The 17,741-nt window shown below is 66.8% G+C and carries 14 protein-coding genes; 5 read left to right on the top strand and 9 right to left on the bottom strand.

What is annotated here, in order from left to right:
• A partial coding sequence (locus EJJ38_RS11930; RefSeq protein ID WP_127090267.1) for a guanine deaminase occupies positions 1-850 on the bottom strand: 850 nt, incomplete at its 3' end.
• Positions 851-1,250: 400 nt separating this feature from the next.
• Here EJJ38_RS11930 and EJJ38_RS11925 point away from each other — a divergent pair.
• Together EJJ38_RS11925 and EJJ38_RS11920 are read left to right on the top strand one after the other, a co-directional pair.
• Positions 1,251-1,790, top strand: coding sequence for a TRAP transporter small permease subunit (locus EJJ38_RS11925; protein ID WP_127090266.1), 540 nt, complete (start codon positions 1,251-1,253; stop codon positions 1,788-1,790).
• A gap of 33 nt (positions 1,791-1,823) precedes the next feature.
• The gene (locus EJJ38_RS11920; protein WP_127090265.1) at positions 1,824-3,230 is read left to right on the top strand and encodes a TRAP transporter large permease; all 1,407 of its coding nucleotides are present in this window, start codon (positions 1,824-1,826) and stop codon (positions 3,228-3,230) included.
• A gap of 169 nt (positions 3,231-3,399) precedes the next feature.
• Here EJJ38_RS11920 and EJJ38_RS11915 read toward each other — a convergent pair whose 3' ends face one another.
• Complete coding sequence (locus EJJ38_RS11915; RefSeq protein ID WP_127090264.1) at positions 3,400-5,373, bottom strand: protein meaA; 1,974 nt, start codon at positions 5,371-5,373, stop codon at positions 3,400-3,402.
• Positions 5,374-5,594: 221 nt separating this feature from the next.
• On the opposite strand from EJJ38_RS11915, the gene ccrA reads away from it, so the two are divergent.
• A complete protein-coding gene (ccrA, locus tag EJJ38_RS11910) occupies positions 5,595-6,881 on the top strand; it encodes a crotonyl-CoA carboxylase/reductase (protein WP_127090263.1) in 1,287 nt (428 codons plus the stop codon).
• Between the two features lie 69 nt (positions 6,882-6,950).
• Here ccrA and EJJ38_RS11905 read toward each other — a convergent pair whose 3' ends face one another.
• Positions 6,951-8,009: a GGDEF domain-containing protein gene (locus EJJ38_RS11905; RefSeq protein WP_164738482.1), complete on the bottom strand. Its 1,059-nt coding sequence runs from the start codon at positions 8,007-8,009 to the stop codon at positions 6,951-6,953.
• Positions 8,010-8,167: 158 nt separating this feature from the next.
• Here EJJ38_RS11905 and EJJ38_RS11900 point away from each other — a divergent pair, with 158 nt between their 5' ends.
• Positions 8,168-9,394, top strand: coding sequence for a BaiN/RdsA family NAD(P)/FAD-dependent oxidoreductase (locus tag EJJ38_RS11900; protein ID WP_127090261.1), 1,227 nt, complete (start codon positions 8,168-8,170; stop codon positions 9,392-9,394).
• Between the two features lie 9 nt (positions 9,395-9,403).
• On the opposite strand, the gene EJJ38_RS11895 is transcribed toward EJJ38_RS11900, so the two are convergent.
• The 5 genes from EJJ38_RS11895 to lhgO all read right to left on the bottom strand — a co-directional run bounded on the left by EJJ38_RS11895 (position 9,404) and on the right by lhgO (position 15,742).
• Positions 9,404-9,967: a DUF924 family protein gene (locus tag EJJ38_RS11895; protein WP_127090260.1), complete on the bottom strand. Its 564-nt coding sequence runs from the start codon at positions 9,965-9,967 to the stop codon at positions 9,404-9,406.
• Positions 9,964-11,100: a CobW family GTP-binding protein gene (locus EJJ38_RS11890; protein WP_127090259.1), complete on the bottom strand. Its 1,137-nt coding sequence runs from the start codon at positions 11,098-11,100 to the stop codon at positions 9,964-9,966. The genes EJJ38_RS11895 and EJJ38_RS11890 overlap by 4 nt, the downstream gene beginning before the upstream one ends.
• A gap of 19 nt (positions 11,101-11,119) precedes the next feature.
• The gene (locus tag EJJ38_RS11885; RefSeq protein WP_127090258.1) at positions 11,120-12,646 is read right to left on the bottom strand and encodes a D-alanyl-D-alanine carboxypeptidase family protein; all 1,527 of its coding nucleotides are present in this window, start codon (positions 12,644-12,646) and stop codon (positions 11,120-11,122) included.
• Between the two features lie 147 nt (positions 12,647-12,793).
• Complete coding sequence (locus EJJ38_RS11880) at positions 12,794-14,554, bottom strand: glucan ABC transporter ATP-binding protein/ permease (protein WP_127090257.1); 1,761 nt, start codon at positions 14,552-14,554, stop codon at positions 12,794-12,796.
• A gap of 3 nt (positions 14,555-14,557) precedes the next feature.
• Entirely contained in the window at positions 14,558-15,742 is a 1,185-nt protein-coding gene (gene lhgO, locus EJJ38_RS11875; protein ID WP_127090256.1) for an L-2-hydroxyglutarate oxidase, read from the bottom strand.
• 137 nt (positions 15,743-15,879) lie between these two features.
• Between lhgO and EJJ38_RS11870 the strand changes: the two genes are divergently transcribed.
• Complete coding sequence (locus EJJ38_RS11870; RefSeq protein ID WP_127090255.1) at positions 15,880-16,977, top strand: DUF2157 domain-containing protein; 1,098 nt, start codon at positions 15,880-15,882, stop codon at positions 16,975-16,977.
• A gap of 233 nt (positions 16,978-17,210) precedes the next feature.
• Here EJJ38_RS11870 and EJJ38_RS11865 read toward each other — a convergent pair whose 3' ends face one another.
• On the bottom strand, positions 17,211-17,720 hold the full coding sequence (locus EJJ38_RS11865; protein WP_127090254.1) for a hypothetical protein: 510 nt from the start codon (positions 17,718-17,720) through the stop codon (positions 17,211-17,213).
• Positions 17,721-17,741: the final 21 nt, after the last annotated feature.

Here is a 17,741-nt window from a genome sequence, read left to right as displayed (position 1 = left end):
ACATGCGGTCGAACTCGTCATTGGAGAGCCACACGCCGTGGCCGCCGGAGAATTTGGGGCCCACCAGCCCGTATTTCTCATAGACGCCCAGATAGTCCGAGCAGTCCGGGTGCAGGCCCAGCAGGGTGCGGATCTCGGCCGGGTTCTCGGAGATGTGGGTGTTCACCCAGCAGTCGGGATATTGCGTCTTGAGCTGCTCGCAGCGCTCCATCAGCTCCTTGGAGGAGCCCATGGCGAAGCGGGGGGTGATGGCATAGAGGTTGCGGCCCTGGCGATGGTAGCGCTCGATCAGCTCCACGCTGTCGCGATAGAAATTGTCGGCCGTGTCCACATAGTAATCGGGCGCGTTGCGGTCGATGCCGGTGATGCCGGCGATGACGCGCATGTTGCGGCGGCTCGCCTCGTCGAACAATTCCTCGGTGGCGTTCTTGAAGGTGGTGGTGAAGGCCTGGCAGGTGGTGGTGCCGGAGGCGAGCAGCGTATCGAAGAAGCGCTTCACGCCCTCCTTCGCATAGTCGGGATCCTTATACTTCACCTCTTCGGGGAAGACCCACTTCTGCAGCCAGGGAAGCAACTGCTCGCCATAGGCGCCGAGCACGCGGGTCTGGGGCAGGTGGATATGGCCATCGATATAGCCGGGGGTGATGATGCGCCCCTTGATATGGGTGATCTCCAGCCCGGCATGGCGGGGGGCCACCTGCGCATAGGCGCCGAAATCGGTGATGATGCCGTCCTCGATCACCATCAGGCCATCGGGATGGAACCGGGCCGCATCCTGCTCACGGCCGACATGCTTCCACGGGTCGTCGATGAAATCGAAGAAGGAACCGCGGATACCGATGGTGCTCATGGGGAGGGCCTGCGAGGAAACAGGGCGATATTACCCGGCGGGACCGTATCTGCGGGGCAGCCTGTATACAATGCGGTCTTAGACTTTCTGTCTATTTAAGTTGCAAGCCGCCTACCATACGAACGGCCCCTTGTCTGGCATGCGCAACTCCTTATGGTGCGCGGCTAATGGCACCCCACCAAAGAGGGTGCCGGGTTGGGAATGCGCTTTATTCGAGGGGAGTCCCCGTGATCGCTCGGCCAAGCCCTTGCCTGTGAGGGGCGGGTTCTGGGATCGACACGTTTCTCTCGCAACGCCGCGTTGTGGCCGTGTTCCGTTCGGGACCGGCTCTGCATGTCGTTGGGTGACGGTGGACTCGCTCAAATGAAGCGTCTAACAGGCCTCGCGAGGGGAACTGAACATGAAGTTGTTATTGAAACTCAGTCAGCTCATCGATGGACTCAGCGCGGCCTTTGCTGTCATCGCGAATTGGCTGGTCCTGCTCGCCGTCCTGATCAGCGCGGGCAATGCAACCATTCGCTACATGTTCAATTCAAGCTCCAATGCCTGGCTTGAAATCCAGTGGTACATGTTCGGCGGCATGGTTTTCCTTGGCGCCGCCTATACCTTGAAATTGAACGAGCACGTTCGCGTTGACCTCATCTACAGCAACGTGTCCGACCGTGCCCGCCTCTGGATCGATACCATCGGCTATACGGTGTTCTTCCTGCCGATCATGGCTCTTCTCTGCTATCTCTCATTCGCGTTCTTCTGGAGCTCTTTCGTATCCAAGGAGCTTTCGATGAATGCGGGCGGGCTGATCCTCTGGCCTGCCAAGGCAATGTTGCCCCTCGGCTTCGCCATTCTCTTCCTCCAGGGCGTGTCCGAGCTCATCAAACGGGTCGCGGCCCTCTCCGGCTACATCGCAATGGATACCCATTACGAAAAGCCGGTTCAGTAACCGCTGGGAACTCAAGGCTCCGAGGGCAAAGACATGTTTTCTCACGGCATTATGCCGCCGCTGATGTTCGGGGGGATGATCCTCTTCCTCCTCGCCGGCTTCCCGGTCGCGTTCTCCCTGGCATCGGTCGGCATCGTTTTCGGCGTGATCGGCATCGAGCTGGGCTATTTCGTGCCGAGCTTCCTGCAGGCGCTGCCGCTGCGGTTCTACGGGATCATCTCCAATGACCTGCTGCTGGCGATCCCCTTCTTCACGTTCATGGGCGCGATTCTTGAGCGCTGCGGACTGGCGGAAGACCTTCTGGAGGGAACCGGCCAGCTGTTCGGCAAGATCCCGGGCGGGCTCGCTTATGCGGTGATCATCGTGGGCGCCATTCTCGGTGCCATTACGGGCACCGTCGCGGCCTCGGTTATCGCCATGGGCATGATCTCGCTGCCGGTGATGACGCGCTACGGCTACGACAAGCGCCTGGCCACTGGCGTGATCGCCGCCTCCGGCACCATCACCCAGCTCATCCCGCCGTCCCTGGTTCTCGTGGTGCTGGCCGATCAGCTCGGCCGGTCCGTGGGCGACATGTATCTGGGCGCCATCGGGCCCTCCATCCTCCAGGTGGCGATCTTCATTCTGTACATCGCCCTCATTTCCTTCTTCCGCCCCCAGATGGTGCCGCCGCTGCCGCCTGAGGCGCGCGGCGAAATGGGCTGGAAGCTGGTGATGCGCGTGCTGTGGGGCATGGTCCCCTCCGTCGTGCTCATCTTCCTCGTGCTCGGCACCATTTTCATGGGCCTCGCCACGCCGACGGAATCCGGCGCCATGGGTGCGGTGGGCGCCATCGTCCTCGCCGCGCTCCATCGCCGCCTCACCTGGGACCTGCTGTATCAGAGCATGGCGACCACCATGCGCATCACCGCCATGGTGGTGTTCATCCTGATCGGCTCCACCGTGTTCAGCCTGGTGTTCCAGGGCATGGACGGCGCCCGCTGGATCGAGCACCTGCTCACCGGCCTTCCGGGCGGGGCGGTCGGCTTCCTGGTGTTCGTCAACATCTTCGTCTTCTTCCTGGCGTTCTTCCTCGACTTCTTCGAGATCGCCTTCATCGTGATCCCGCTCCTGGCGCCGGTCGCGGCCAAGCTCGGCATCGATCTCGTCTGGTTCGGTGTCCTGCTGTGCGTGAACATGCAGACCTCGTTCATGCACCCGCCCTTCGGCTTCGCGCTGTTCTACCTGCGAGGCATTGCGCCGAAGTCCATCAAGAGCTCGGACATCTATTGGGGCGCGATCCCGTGGGTGGGCATGCAGCTCCTGCTGGTGGTGATCGTTATCCTCTGGCCGGAAAGCGTCACCTACTGGCTGGACAAGCCGCCGGTGGATGACGGGCGCTCCATTGAGCTGCTCTCGCCGGGGGATACCAACGCCCCGCCGCCGGAGCTGAAGTTCTGATCCCAAGGCCCCGTGCGTTCGACGCACGGGGCCTTGGCCCATCTGGGCCGGGATCGGCCGTTGCGATGCTTAAGAGCGGCGGTCATGGGTGGTGGTGCGGTCCGCCGCGCAAAAGAAAAGGCCCGGAGCATCGCTCCGGGCCTTTTTCATTGAAGAGGGGGGGGCGGGATCAGGCCGCCTTCTGGGATTCCCGGTCCACGATGGCGACGATGTCGGCCATGATGCGGTTCAGCTCGAAATTCTTCGGCGTGTAGACGGCGGCGACGCCGAAGGCCTTCAGCTGGGCCTCGTCGTCCGGCGGGATGATGCCGCCCACCACCACGGGCACGTCGGTCATGCCCTCGGCGCGCAGCCGGTCCATCACGTCCTTCACCAGCGGCACATGGGAGCCGGAGAGGATGGAGAGGCCGATAATGTGCACGCTCTCTTCCAAAGCGGCGTTCACGATCTCGGCCGGGGTCAGGCGGATGCCCTCATAGACCACTTCCATGCCGCAATCGCGGGCGCGCACGGCGATCTGCTCGGCGCCGTTGGAATGCCCGTCGAGGCCCGGCTTGCCCACCAGGAACTTGATGCGGCGGCCGAGGCGGGCGGAGACCGCCTCCACGTCCGTGCGCACCGCGTCCAGGCCCTGCGTATCCGCGCGCACCGCGCGTCCGACGCCGGTGGGCGCGCGGTATTCGCCGAACACCTCGCGCAGGCAGGTGCCCCATTCGCCCGTGGTGATCCCCGCCTTCGCGCAGGCGATGGAGGGCTCCATGATGTTGCGGCCTTCCTGGGCCGCGCTCTTGAGGTCCGCCAGGGCCTTCTCGGCCGCCTTGGGATCGCGCGCCGCGCGCCAGGCCTGGAGGCGGGCGATCTGCTCGGGCTCCACGTGGGCGGGCACGGTGAGGATGGCGCCCTCGCCGGTGGTGAGGGGAGAGGGCTCGGTCTCGGTCCAGCGGTTGACGCCCACCACCACCTGATCGCCGGTTTCGATGGATTCCAGGCGCCGGGTGTTGGATTCCACCAGGGCCTGCTTCATGTAGCTGTTCTCGACGGCGGCCACGGCCCCGCCCATGGCGCCGATGCTTTCCAGCTCCGCCCGCGCCTCGTCCTTTAGGGCCTCCACCTTGCGGTCGATCTCCACAGAGCCGTCGAAGATGTCGCCATAGCCCAGCAGGTCGGTCTCATATGCCAGCACCTGCTGCATGCGCAGCGACCATTGCTGGTCGAAGGAGCGGGGCAGGCCGAGCGCCTCGTTCCAGGCGGGAAGCTGGACGGCGCGGGCGCGCGCCTTCTTGGAGAGGGTGACGGCCAGCATCTCGATGAGGATGCGATAAACGTTGTTCTCGGGCTGCTGCTCGGTGAGGCCGAGCGAGTTCACCTGCACGCCATAGCGGAACAGCTTCTGCTTGGCGTCCGTGATGCCGTAGCGGTTCACGCAGATCTCGTCCCAGAGATCCACGAAGGCGCGCATCTTGCACATCTCAGTGACGAACTTCATGCCCGCATTCACGAAGAAGGAGATGCGGCCCACCACCTCGCCGAACACCGGCCCTTCCGCCTCGCCCGAGGCCTTCACCGTGTCGAGGATGGCGATGGCGTTGGCGAGGGCGAAGGCCAGCTCCTGAACCGGCGTCGCGCCGGCTTCCTGCAGGTGATAGGAGCACACATTCATGGGGTTCCAGCGCGGCAAATGCTGGGTGGTGAACAGGATCACGTCCTTGGTGAGCCGCATGGAGGGCGCGGGCGGGAACACATAGGTGCCGCGCGAGAGATATTCCTTGATGATGTCGTTCTGCGTGGTGCCGTTGAGCTTCGTCCGGTCCGCGCCCTGCTCGTCCGCCGTCGCGATATAGAGCGAGAGCAGCCACGCCGCGCAGGCATTGATGGTCATGGACGTGTTCATCTCGGCGAGCGGGATGCCGTCGAACAGCGTGCGCATGTCGCCCAGATGCGAGATGGGAACGCCCACCTTGCCCACTTCGCCGCGCGCCAGGGGATGGTCGCTGTCATAGCCGGTCTGGGTGGGCAGATCGAAGGCGACCGAGAGGCCGGTCTGCCCCTTGGAGAGATTGGTGCGGTACAGCTTATTCGACTCCGCGGCGGTCGAGTGCCCGGCATACGTGCGGAACAGCCAAGGTTTGTCGCGGGTCGGCATTCTCACATCCCCATTTTCCTTGGGGCGCAGTTTGCGCTGCAACCACGCTGGCGTCGATGGAAAAAATGCCGCCCTTCGAGGCGCGGGCGCGTTCAAGCTGCTTGATGGAAATCGACTTTGGACTTGTCACAAAGGGGGGCTCGCCAGCCCGGATTTCTCTGCTACGCTGCGGTGCGAAACAAACGTCGGCAAAAGCCGCTGAGGAAGGAAGGATCAACGCTATGAGCCAGATCGCGAGGGCAAGCGCGCCTAACGGCTCCGAGCTGAAGGACCTGTACGAGGTCGGCGAGATCCCGCCGCTCGGCCATGTTCCCGCGAAGATGTACGCCTGGGCCATCCGTCGCGAGCGCCATGGTGCGCCCGAGGATTCGTTCCAGGTGGAAGTGGTTCCCACATGGGAACTGGGCGAGACCGACGTGCTGGTGCTCGTGATGGCCGCCGGCGTCAATTACAACGGCATCTGGGCCGGTCTCGGGCAGCCGATCACGCCTTTCGACGTGCACAAGGCGCCGTTCCACATCGCCGGCTCCGATGCCTCGGGCATCGTGTGGGCCGTAGGCCCCAAGGTCACCCGCTGGAAGGTGGGCGACGAAGTGGTCGTCCACTGTAACCAGGACGACGGCGACGACGAGGAATGTAACGGCGGCGATCCCATGTTCTCGCCGTCCCAGCGCATCTGGGGCTATGAGACCCCGGATGGCTCCTTCGCCCAGTTCTGCCGTGTCCAGGCGCGCCAGCTCATGCCGCGCCCCAAGCACCTCACCTGGGAAGAGTCCGCCTGCTACACCCTGACCATGGCCACGGCCTACCGCATGCTGTTCGGGCATCCGCCGCACACGGTGAAGCCGGGTGACAACGTGCTGGTGTGGGGCGCCTCGGGTGGCCTCGGCGTGTTCGGCGTTCAACTCGCCGCCGCCTCCGGCGCCCATGTGATCGGCGTCATCTCCGACGATTCCAAGCGCGACTATGTCCTCGGCCTCGGCGCCAAGGGCGTGATCAACCGCAAGGACTTCAAGTGCTGGGGCCAGATGCCCACGGTCAACTCGCCTGAATATGTCGAGTGGACCAAGGAAGCCCGCAAGTTCGGCAAGGCCATCTGGGACATTACCGGCAAGCGCGACGTGGACATCGTGTTCGAGCATCCCGGCGAGCAGACCTTCCCGGTCTCGTGCCTCGTGGTGAAGCGCGGCGGCATGGTGGTGTTCTGCGCCGGCACGACCGGCTTCAACCTCACCTTCGACGCCCGCTATGTGTGGATGCGCCAGAAGCGCGTCCAGGGCTCGCACTTTGCGCACCTCAAGCAGGCGTCGGGCGCGAACCAGTTCATCATCGACCGGCGCGTGGATCCCTGCATGTCCGAGGTGTTCCCCTGGGACCGCATCCCGCACGCGCACACCAAGATGTGGAAGAACCAGCACGCGCCCGGCAACATGGCCGTGCTGGTGAATTCGCCGCGCGCGGGCCTGCGCACCCTTGAGGATGTGCTGGAAGCCTCCAGCGAGGCCTGAAGACGAGAGCCCCGCGGGGCTCTTGCGCGTGACACTGTTCGGCGCCGGTCAAGACCGGCGCCGCTTGCCTCAGACCTTCGCCCGGGTGGTTCCGTGGATGGTGGTCTCGGCCATGGCGACGCGGTCGCGGCCCTGATTCTTGGCGGCATACAGGGCGATATCCACCCGCCGCAGCGCCTCTTCCAGGCCCCCCTCGCCATCCCACAGGGACACGCCCGCAGACAGGGTGACACCGCCGCTCGCGCTGGCCGGCAATGCCGCCGCCGCGCTGCGCAGGCGTTCCGCCAAAGCGCGCGCGTCTTCCACGGATGTGCCGTCCGCCAGCACCAGGAATTCGTCGCCGCCCCACCGCCCCAGCAGGTCGTCGGCGCGCAGGGCGCCTCCCAGGGCGTCCACCACGGTCTGGAGGACCCTGTCGCCGAACACATGCCCGCGCCGGTCGTTGACGCGCTTGAAATGGTCCATGTCCAGGAGGATCAGCGCCATGGGCATGCCGGGCTGCTCGGCGTGCCGCATGAGGATGCGCTCCAGGCCGCGCCGGTTGGCGACGCCGGTCAGGGCATCGGAGAAGGCAGCGCTCTCCAGCACCAGGGTGCGCTTGCGCATGCGCTCGAACGCGGACTGGGTCACCACGAACAGCGACAGGGCCAGCAGCGTCAGCAGATGCACCGCATAGGCGTTAAGGATCAGCGAGGCGTGGATGGCGCTCCAGGTGCCCGCGGTGCCCGTGGCCACCGTCCAGGCCAGCGCGGCGAGGCTCAGGCCGAAGGCGCCGCCCGCCGCCAGCATGGCCTTGCGCTGCTTGAACAGGAGGAAGGCCGTCACATAGATCAGCGGCATCCATTGCAGGGTGTTGGCGATGGTGTAGAGGCGCGTGTTCGTGGGCAGCGTGGGGAAGGCCAGCACCGCGCAGGCGCAATAGAGCACGAAGGTGGAATAGCCGATGATTTCCGCGACGGCGCGCAGGCGCGGCACGGCCAGCAGCAGGCCGAAGCTCAGGCCGAAGCCGGTCAGCAGCAGCGGGTAGCCGTAGCGGTCATATTCGGAGAGCAGGCCGAAACGTCCCTCGAACAGCCAGAGGGCGCTCGTGCACAGGATGCCGCAACCCAGCAGCAGCCTGATGATCAATGTGCGTTGCCTGACGAACTTTGTATCCATTAGGGGCCTTCCAACCCCCCAGCCGCGCTAGGGCATGGCAGATATGGCGGCGTCCGTCCACATAAGGAATGGTAATAAATACAGAGTGCGCATGGACAGTGCGGCCATGCGCAGGCAAAAACCCAGGCATGGACAGGAATTGCGCCACCGCCTGCGTCATCGGCGCCGGGCCTGCGGGCCTTATGGCCGCCACTCGTCTTGCGCGTGCAGGCGTGCGGGTGGATATCTTCGATCGCATGCCGTCACCGGCGCGCAAATTCCTCATGGCGGGCCGCGGGGGCCTGAATCTCACCCATTCCGAACCCCTGCCGGATTTTCTCGCGCGCTATCGCCCGCCCGCGCCCGCTTTGCTGGCGGCGGTGCGGGCTTTCCCGCCCGAAGCGCTGCGCGCCTTCGCGATAGACCTCGGGGAGGAGACCTTCGTGGGCTCCAGCGGGCGCGTCTTTCCCCGCAGCTTCAAGGCATCGCCCCTGTTGCGCGCCTGGCTGCGCAGGCTTGCGGACCACGGGGTGGCCATGCACCCCCGCCACCATTGGCTCGGTTGGGATGATGAAGGCGCGCTGCGCTTCCAGGCGCCGGAGGGTGTGCTCTCGTTGCGGCCCTCGGCTACGGTCCTCGCCTTGGGCGGTGCCTCCTGGCCACGGCTCGGCGCGGATGGCGGATGGCGCGGCATGCTGGCCGAACGCGGGGTGGCGGGAACGCCCTTTCGCCCCGCCAATATGGGGGTTCTCATCCCCTGGTCCGCGACCTTTGCCGAGCGCTGGGCGGGCGAGCCGCTGAAGCGCATCGCACTCACCTGCGGCGGGCGCAGCGTACGGGGCGAGGCCATGGTCACGCAGTCGGGGCTGGAGGGCGGGGCGGTCTATGCCCTGTCGGCGCTGATCCGCGACACGGTGGATGCGCAGGGGCATGCGGACCTCGCGCTGGACCTGCGGCCCGACCGAACCCAGGCCCAACTCGCGCAGAAGCTATCCGCCGTTCCGCCCAGCCAGTCTCTTGCGAACCGCCTGCGCAAGGGCGCGGGCCTCTCTCCCATCGCCGCCGCGCTGCTGCGGGAAGGGGGCGCGCCGCCTGCCGATGCGTACGCGCTGGCCGCGCGCATCAAGGCCGTTGCGTTGCGCGTCACCGGGGTGGCGGGGCTGGAGCGGGCCATTTCCAGCGCAGGCGGACTCGCCTGGGAGGGGCTGGACGGCCATTTCATGCTGAAGGCGCTGCCGGGCGTGTTCGCCTGCGGCGAGATGCTGGATTGGGAGGCTCCCACCGGCGGCTATCTGCTCCAGGCCTGCTTCGCCACCGGCTGGGCGGCAGCGGGCGGCGTGCTGGCGCATCTGGGACTGCCGGCGAGGGACGCCTGATCCCACGCCTCAGCCGGAAAAGCCGCCCTCGACGAGGAATTGCCGTTCCGCCTCGCTCGTGGCCCGGCCGAGAATGGGATTGCGGTGGGGGAAGCGGCCGAAGCGGGCGATGATGTCCCGGTGGATGCGGGCGTAATGCAGCTCCTCGGTGGCGCCCAGCGCCTCATAGAGCCCGACGCACCGCTCCTGGAGGGCGATATCCTCCGCATGCATGAAGGGCAGATAGAGGAAGCCGCGCAAGGCGGGCTCCACCTGGGCATCGAGCCCCTTGGCCAGCGCCCGCTCCGCCACGAGGCGGGCGGCTTCGTCCGACGCGAAGGCGCTCGGCGTGCCCCGGAACACATTGCGCGGCACCTGGTCCAGCAGCAGGACGAGGGCGAGGGCACCTTGCGCATCGTCCTCATAGTCCGGCAGCGGGCTGGCGCCCGCCCCGCGCGCCACGGCGTCGAGATGGGCGGGCAGCAGCGCTTCGCGCACCTGGCAGTCGAAGGCCGGGTCAGCCGAGAACCATTTCTCGGGTCCGGCGGCGCGCCAGAAGGCGACGATGTCGGCGGGGGAGGGAATGGTGCTCATCGTCCACCCTTCAGGCCTGCCGGGGCGAGGGGATTGTCCATCAGCGCCTCCCGGTCCGGCATGTCGATCTGGGGCACGCCAAGGAAGGCGGCGAACAGGCGGCGCACCACGTCCGGATCCAGATCGCGCACGATCATGACAAGCCGGGTGCGGGTATCGTCGTCAGGCCATGCGGCAAGCCGGGCGGGCGGATGCATCACATGCTGGACGCCGTGCAGCACCACGGGCGCGGACGGGTCGTCCGCCAGCTTCACTACGCCTTTCAGGCGCAGCAGCTTCTCCCCATAGGTGGCGCGCAGAAGCTCCAGGAACAGGTCCAGGGTGGAGGCGGAGACCGCCGCGTCCGTGGCGATGGTGAAGGCGCGGATGCGGTCGTCGTGCCGGTTCGGATCATGGCCGCCCTCCGCCTCGGCGGCGGCGATGCGCTCCTCCGCGAGCCAGCGCGTCACGTCGGGAATCTTGGTGGCGGGATCGTAGAGCCCGGCCCCCAGCAGCGCCTCGGCGGTGGCCTCGCCCCGCGTTGCGTCCAGAATCGGCGCGCCGGGCGCAAGCTGCCTGAGGCGGGCCGTGAGCGCCGCGAGCGCGTCTTCCCGGCCGTCCATCAGGTCGCTCTTGGTGAGGACGATGCGGTCGGCCACGGCGGCCTGCTTCACCGCCTCGGGCTGGGCGTCCAGCGTGGCCATGCCGTTCACGGCATCGACCACCGTCACCACCCCGTCCAGGCGATAGCGCAGCACCAGATAGGGATGGCTCATGAGGGTGAAGAGGATGGGCGCGGGGTCCGCGAGGCCGGTGGTCTCCACCACCACGCGGTTGAAGGGCGGCAGGCGGTTATTGTCGCGCCCGCGCAGCAAATCCTCCAGCGCGGAGACGAGATCGCCGCGCACCGTGCAGCACAGGCAGCCGCTGGCCAGCAGCACCACCCCGTCCTTCACCTCCCGCACGAACAGGTGGTCGAGGCCGATCTCGCCGAACTCGTTGATGAGCACGGCGGTATCGCTGAGGGCGGGATCGACCAGCAGGCGGTTGAGAAGCGTGGTCTTCCCCGCGCCGAGGAACCCCGTCAGCACCGTGACAGGGATAGGGGGCAGAGGTCCCGCCGGACGACGGGCGGGGGCGTCGGCATCGCTCACGGGCAGGGTTCCGCTGCGCTCAGGTGCCGGGACGGGTGGGCGGCGGGCCGAAGACGTTGGGATCGGCCGCCGGAGCAGGCGCGGCGGTCGATGCGCCCGTGGTGGTCGCGGCGGATTGCGTGCTCGGCTTGGCGGCAGCGGCGGGCTTCGCGGCGGGCGCGGGCTTGGCCGCCGGTGCCGGCTTCGCGGCTTGGGCTGGCGCGGCCTGGGCCGGCTTCGCGGCTTGGGTCTTGGGCTTCGCGGCCGGGGCGTCATCGGACGCATCGTCGGAGGCGGGCTTGGCCGCCGGCTTCGCGGCAGGCTTCGCAGCAGTGGGCTTCGCAGCCGCAGGCTTGGCGGGCTCGCTGCCTGCGGGGGTGATCACAGCCGTCTTCTGCTTGCCGGAGGGTTTGTCACCCGCCGTCTTGGCCTGGGCGTCGGGCGGGGTTCCCCGTGCGCTCGCCAGGGCTTCGTCCTGCTGGCTGGGCGTGGCGCTGGCTGGGCCCACATAGACCCGCACCGGCGGCATGGACGGGGGAAGGGTCTGGAGCAGGGCCGCGCCCTCGCCTTTGCTGAAACCGGCGGCCACGGCGGCGGACACCGCAAAGGAACTGGCGCCGGGGCCCTGCGAATAGAGGTTCTCGTCCTCATTCTCCGCAGCGGCGACGGCACGCTTGCGGTTGCAGATGTTCATGTCCACCGGCTCGGTGGTCTGGTTGGCGATGCTTTCCAGGCCGGGTGAGGAGGCGCCGAAGATATTCCAGGCGGGCTGGAAGCCCTTCTCGAACAGCAGGGCCGCCTGCTCGGTGCGCGCCACCGCGGAGGGGGCACCGAGAATCACCGCGATGAGCCGCTTGCCGTTGCGCGAGGCGGAGGCCACCAGATTGAAGCCGGAGGCGCAGATGAAGCCGGTCTTCATACCGTCGGCGCCGGGATAGCGGTCGATGAGGCGATTATAGTTGCGCATCACCGTCTTGCCGAGCCGGATGGCCGGGATGCGGAACAGCATCTCGTGCTCGGGGAAATCATAGATGAGGTGGCGGGCGAGAATGGCGAGGTCGCGCGCGGTGGTCACCTGGCCCGCGTCCGGCAGGCCGTTGGGATTTTCATAATGGGTGGCGCTCATTCCGAGCCGCGCGGCGGTGGCGTTCATCTCCTGGATGAAGTCCGCATGTGAGCCGCCGACGCCTTCGGCGATGGTGACCGCCATGTCGTTGGCGGACTTCACCATGAGCATCTTCAGGGCATTGTCGAGCGTGACCTTGGTGCCCACCGGGAAGCCCATCTTGGTGGGCGACTGGGACGCGGCCATGGTCGAGACGGTGAGCGGCGTGTCCATGGACAGGCGACCCTCACGCACCGCGTTGAGCGCCACATAGACGGTCATCAGCTTGGTGACGGAGGCGGGATACCAGGGGCGCCCGGCTTCCTGCTGCTCCAGAACCTTGCCGGTTTCCGCTTCCACAAGGAGGATGGGCGTTGCGCGCGCGGCACTACCGATAAGGCCCAGCGCAAGCGCAGCCAGGGCCAATCGATGCACTGCGCCCTTCACGCGCAGACTGGTCAAGCCCGGCAAAGTTCGCTCCGTGTCAGGTAACAGCCCCGACACACTCTGTAACGCTTTTCGCAGGCGCGGGAAAGCCGAAACGGCCCGCTCCGGTGTTTCACCGAGCAAGCTCAAGGCCCAGCTGGGTTTCCGGCGCCCTGCGGAGGCTTAGGGCGTGGCGGGCGTGAGGAACTGGGCCTGGGCGAGACGGGCGAAGCGGCCGCCCTGCGCCACCAGGTCAACGAACGTTCCCGCTTCCACCACCTGTCCATGCTCGAACACGAGGATGCGGTCCGCATCGCGCACCGTGGCGAGCCGGTGGGCGATGACGAAGGTAGTCCGCCCCTCCATCACCGCGTCCAGCGCCGCCTGCACCTTGGCCTCGGTGGCGGCGTCCAGCGCGCTGGTGGCTTCGTCCAGGATCAGGATGGGCGGGTTCTTCAACAGCGCGCGGGCGATGGCGAGGCGCTGGCGCTCGCCGCCGGACAAGGCACGGCCGCGCTCACCCACCCGCGCCCGCAGCCCGTCGGGATGGCGCTCCACAAGGTCCAGGGCCTCGGCGCGGGCGAGGGCGGTGCGCATTTCCGCCTCGGTGGCGTCCGGCTTCCCCACCCGCAGATTGTCCGCGATGGAGCGGTTGAACAGCAGCGCTTCCTGGAACACCACGCCGATCTGTCGTCGCAGCGAGGCGAGCGTGACGTCGCGAATGTCCGTGCCGTCGATGGTGATGCGCCCGGATTGCGGGTCGAACACCCGGTGCAGCAAGGCCAAGGCTGTGGACTTGCCCGCCCCTGTGGAGCCGACCAGCGCGATGGTCTCGCCCGGCGCGGCGGTGAGCGTCACGTCCGCAAGGGCGGGCCGCTTGCCGTCATAGGAAAAGGACACGTCCTCGAAGGCCACCGCGCCCTTCACCGGCCCCAGATCCCGCGCGCCGGGGCGCTCGCGCACCTCGCTGCGCGTGTCCAGAACCTCGAAGAATTCCTGAAGCGACGGTGCGCTCAGCACCAGCCGGTTCACGAAGCCCACCGTGTGGTCCAGACGCCCGATGAGCATGGTGGCGAAGGCCACATAGGTGACGATCTCGCCGATATCCGCGAGCCCGTTCAAATGCAGCCAGGTGCCCACCACCAGCAGGATGAGAATGGTGAGGGTGGTGGCGGACTTGGTGGCCATGGACACGATGGCCCACCAGGAGAGCACCGGAAGCTGCGCCGCCAGGAGGCGCCCTGCCGTCTCGCGCAACTGGGAGGCTTCCGCCTCGATGCGGGTATAGCTCTGGATGAGCGCCACATTGCCCAGCGCGTCCGTGGCGTGCTCGGCGAGGCTGGAGCGGTGGTCCTCCACCGCCCGCTGCATGGCCTCCGTGCGCCGCAGCACATAGGCGGTGATGAGCGCGAAGGCGAACACCAGCACGATCAGCACGAGGCCCAGCCGCCAGTTGATGATGAGGCCCACCGGCACCAGCACCACCAAGGCCACCAGGGCCGCGCAATCCTCCCGGAAGAAGGACAGCCACAGGCCCCACAAGGCGTCTGTGCCCTGGAGCATCACCTTCAGCAGGCGGCCGGAATGGGTCTCGCCGTGGAACGCCAGGGGAAGCTGGAGGACGTGCTCGAAATATTCCGTGAGCACGCCGAGCCGCCTCTTATGGGCCAGCCGGTCCGCATTGAGCGAGACCAGCACGCCGGCGACGATGGAGAACAGCCCGAAGGCCCCCCAGGCGAGGAGCAGGGGGGTGAGGGACGAAAAGGTGAGGGGCTCGCCGCCCGTGCCGCCCGCCAGCGCATTGATGATACGCCCGAACAGGACCGGCTCGGCGAACTGCGCCACCGCCAGGGCCACATTGCCCAGCGCCAGCAGCAGGCCGAGGCGGGCCTGCGGCCCCAGCAGGCGCAGGGCCCGGCCATAGATGCGCAGCAGGGTTCCCATGGTTCAGAGCACCTTGTCGGCGATCATGGCGCCGATGGGAATGGCGGACGTGGCCGCCGGGGAGGGGGCGTTGCACACATGCAGCATTCGGGGGCTTTCCAGGAACAGGAAGTCATGCACCAGCGTGCCGTCCGTCAGAACCGCCTGGGCCCGGATGCCGGCCGGGTAGGGACCGAGATCTTCGGCCGTGAGGTCCGGGCAATATTTGCGGCATTCCGCCAGATAGCCAGCCTTGAACAGGGAGTTACGCGCCTCCTTCAGGGTCGCGGCCGGGTGATGGGTCAGGGTGCGCCAGAAGCCGGGGAAGGTGAGGGTGTCGGCCATGTCCCGCAGGTTCAGGGAGAGCTTGGGATAACCCTCCCGCGCAAGGCCCAGCACCGCGTTCGGCCCCACCGTCACCGAGCCGTCGATCATGCGGGTGAGATGGATGCCGAGGAAGGGCAGGGTCGGGTCGGGGATGGGATAGATGAGGGTCTTCACCACATCGTTGAGGCGGGCGGGCAGGCGGAAATATTCGCCCCGGAACGGAATGATGCGATGGCGGATGGCGAGCCCCGCCATGCGCGCAAGCCGGTCCGACTGGAGGCCCGAGCAGGCGATGAGCTTGCGGGTGGCATAGGTGGTGCCGCCCGCGACCACTTCCACCCGGTCGCCGCTCTCCCGGATGGCGGTGACGGTGGCCCCGAGCCGGATGTCCCCGCCTGCCGCCTTGATCTCGCGGCCCATGGCCTCGCAGACCCGGCGATAATCCACGATGCCCGTGGTGGGCACGAACAAGGCGGCGCGGCCGGTGATGCGCGGCTCCCGGCGCTTCAGTTCGGCCGCGTCGAGGCGCTCCAGCGGCACATTATTGGCCACCGCCCGCTCATAGAGCGCATTCATGCGCGCCACTTCCGCGTCGCTGGTGGCCACCAGGGTCTTCCCGCAGACCTCGAACGGGATGTCGTGCGCCGCGCAGAAGGCTTTCGTGGCGGCCTCGCCCTTGCGGCACAGCTCCGCCTTGAAGCTGCCGGGGGCGTAATAGATGCCCGCATGGATGACGCCGCTATTGTGCCCGGTCTGGTGGCGGGCAAGCCCGTCCTCCTTCTCAAGCACGAGTATGGCGGCGCCCGCGCGGCGTTCGGCGAGTTGCATGGCGGTGGACAGGCCGACAATGCCGCCGCCGATGACGATGAAATCGTAGATCATGGTGCGCTCCGCCCTTGTTTTAGCGCGCCGGACGGGGGGGCGGGAGATGCGGCGCGTCGTCCCGGCCTTGATGCCTCCCCGATCCTCGCCCAGAACAGGGCATGCGCGCTTCGCGCAGGCCCGAGGAGAGCGGCTTGATGACCGACACCCCTGCTTCGCCCCCCGTTCCGTCCGGCCCCCGGCTGGAGATCGGGCGCGCGGATCTGGAGCGGGCGCAGGCGGCGGGTCTCATCGAGGCCGCGCAGGTGGGCGCGCTGTGGGACTTCTTCGCGGCTCGCCCCGTGACCGCCCTTCAGCCGGGCGAGGCGCGCTTCAGCTTCGGCCATACGCTCTATTATTTCGGCGGGCTGCTCGCCATCGCGGCCATGAGCCTGTTCATGACGCTGAGCTGGGACGTGCTCGGCCCCTGGGGCATCTGCGTGCTCGCTCTGCTCTACGGGGCATTCTGCTGGTGGATGGCGGAATGGCTGGCGAAGCGCGGCTTTCCCATCCCTGCGGGTCTGCTGGGCACACTCGCCGTCTTCCTCGTGCCGCTGTCCACCTGGTCCGCCCAGCATGCGCTGGGCCTGTGGCCGGACGTGTCGGGCTCGGTCTCTGGGCAGCGATTCAGCCAGTATCACCAATGGGTGGACGGGCGCTGGCTGACGCTGGAGATCGCGACGCTCATAGCGGGCGCTCTCGCGCTTTGGCGGCTGCGGTTGCCTTTCCTCGTCATGCCGGTGGCGCTCACGCTCTGGTACATGAGCATGGACCTGTCCCGCTGGCCGCCGGGAGAGAGCTGGGACATGGAACATGCCCGGCGCATCTCCATCGCCTTTGGCATCGGCATGTGTGTCGCGGCCGGTATCCTGGACCGGCTTCGGCGGCGGTATGGGACCGCGGATTTCGCCACCTGGCTCTATCTGCTGGGCGCCATCGCCGCCTGGGGCGCCATCACGTCGATCGATAGCGGCACCGAGCTGACGCGCCTTGTCTATGCGCTGTTCAATGGCGTCCTGGTACTGTTCGGGGCCATGATCAACCGGCGGATCTTCACCGTGCTCGGCGCCATGGGCGTCGCAGGCTATCTGGGATATCTGGCGTTCGAGCTGTTCGAGGACAGCCTGCTCTTCCCGCTGGCTCTCACGGCCATCGGCCTGTCGCTGGTGGCGGTGGGCATCTGGTGGCAGCGGCACGAGGCCGCCATCCACCTGCGCCTCAGGGCGCTGGTGCCGGACAGACTCCGGCAGCCGTGAGCGCCTCAAGGATTTGACACGACGCTAAGTTGCACTATCTTAATGGAAGCAGTGGACAGCGAGGCTTCCGAAACGGTCGCCACTGCATGCCCACCCGAAAGGGTCTGCATACCACGGTAAGCGGCACTCGCGCGGTGAGCTTGGACGGAAGTTCAGGCAAGCCATAATCAGGACTCCTTCGCGGAGCCCTTTTTGTTTCAGGCGCGCTGGTGTCATGGAAGGCGCTTTCCCTCCTAATGGCATTTCTTGATGACCTGCCGGACAGTCATCCGCTTTCCCGTGCGGGCGCTATCGAAATGGGTGCTGTAGGCACTCTTCACAATGAGTTTCACATGAACGCCCTTGGCGGGGCTGGGAACCACCTCATAGAAGATGACATAGCGCTCGCCGGTTTCCGGCTGAGCATCGCAGACGGCCATGTTGTTGATATTATTGCGATCCCGTGACGGCCAGGTTGGATAGGCACTCGCAATCATGTCTTGGCAGTGCCGGGGGAGCGTCTGCGAAAGCGTGTGGCGAGCCGGGCAGAATTCTCTCCAGCGGCCTGCTTCGTCCTCGAATACCGCACCGCCCGATGGGCCCGGATGGCTCTGCGAATAGACATGGGAATGAAACGAGACGCGGGTCACCAAGTCCGCGGCATCCCGCGCGGCGGCGGGCAGAGTGACCCTCAGCGGTTGGAGATGATGCAAGCTGTAGAGAATGCCGCCTGACACAAGCGGCTTATGAACAACAACGGACATGAAGGGCGCATACTCAGGGTT

It is taken from the genome of Aquabacter cavernae (genome assembly GCF_003993795.1).
In the GTDB taxonomy this organism is placed as follows: domain Bacteria; phylum Pseudomonadota; class Alphaproteobacteria; order Rhizobiales; family Xanthobacteraceae; genus Aquabacter; species Aquabacter cavernae.
This window is presented reverse-complemented; position numbering and strand designations above follow the sequence as displayed.

Bases quoted from the DNA above. Each gene is read 5' to 3' on its own strand.
- EJJ38_RS11925 (WP_127090266.1), top strand. From the start codon at position 1,251: ATGAAGTTGTTATTGAAACTCAGTCAGCTCATCGATGGACTCAGCGCG.
- EJJ38_RS11920 (WP_127090265.1), top strand. From the start codon at position 1,824: ATGTTTTCTCACGGCATTATGCCGCCGCTGATGTTCGGGGGGATGATC.
- EJJ38_RS11915 (WP_127090264.1), bottom strand. From the start codon at position 5,373: ATGCCGACCCGCGACAAACCTTGGCTGTTCCGCACGTATGCCGGGCAC.
- ccrA (WP_127090263.1), top strand. From the start codon at position 5,595: ATGAGCCAGATCGCGAGGGCAAGCGCGCCTAACGGCTCCGAGCTGAAG.
- EJJ38_RS11900 (WP_127090261.1), top strand. From the start codon at position 8,168: ATGGACAGGAATTGCGCCACCGCCTGCGTCATCGGCGCCGGGCCTGCG.
- EJJ38_RS11895 (WP_127090260.1), bottom strand. From the start codon at position 9,967: ATGAGCACCATTCCCTCCCCCGCCGACATCGTCGCCTTCTGGCGCGCC.
- EJJ38_RS11880 (WP_127090257.1), bottom strand. From the start codon at position 14,554: ATGGGAACCCTGCTGCGCATCTATGGCCGGGCCCTGCGCCTGCTGGGG.
- lhgO (WP_127090256.1), bottom strand. From the start codon at position 15,742: ATGATCTACGATTTCATCGTCATCGGCGGCGGCATTGTCGGCCTGTCC.
- EJJ38_RS11870 (WP_127090255.1), top strand. From the start codon at position 15,880: ATGACCGACACCCCTGCTTCGCCCCCCGTTCCGTCCGGCCCCCGGCTG.
- EJJ38_RS11865 (WP_127090254.1), bottom strand. From the start codon at position 17,720: ATGTCCGTTGTTGTTCATAAGCCGCTTGTGTCAGGCGGCATTCTCTAC.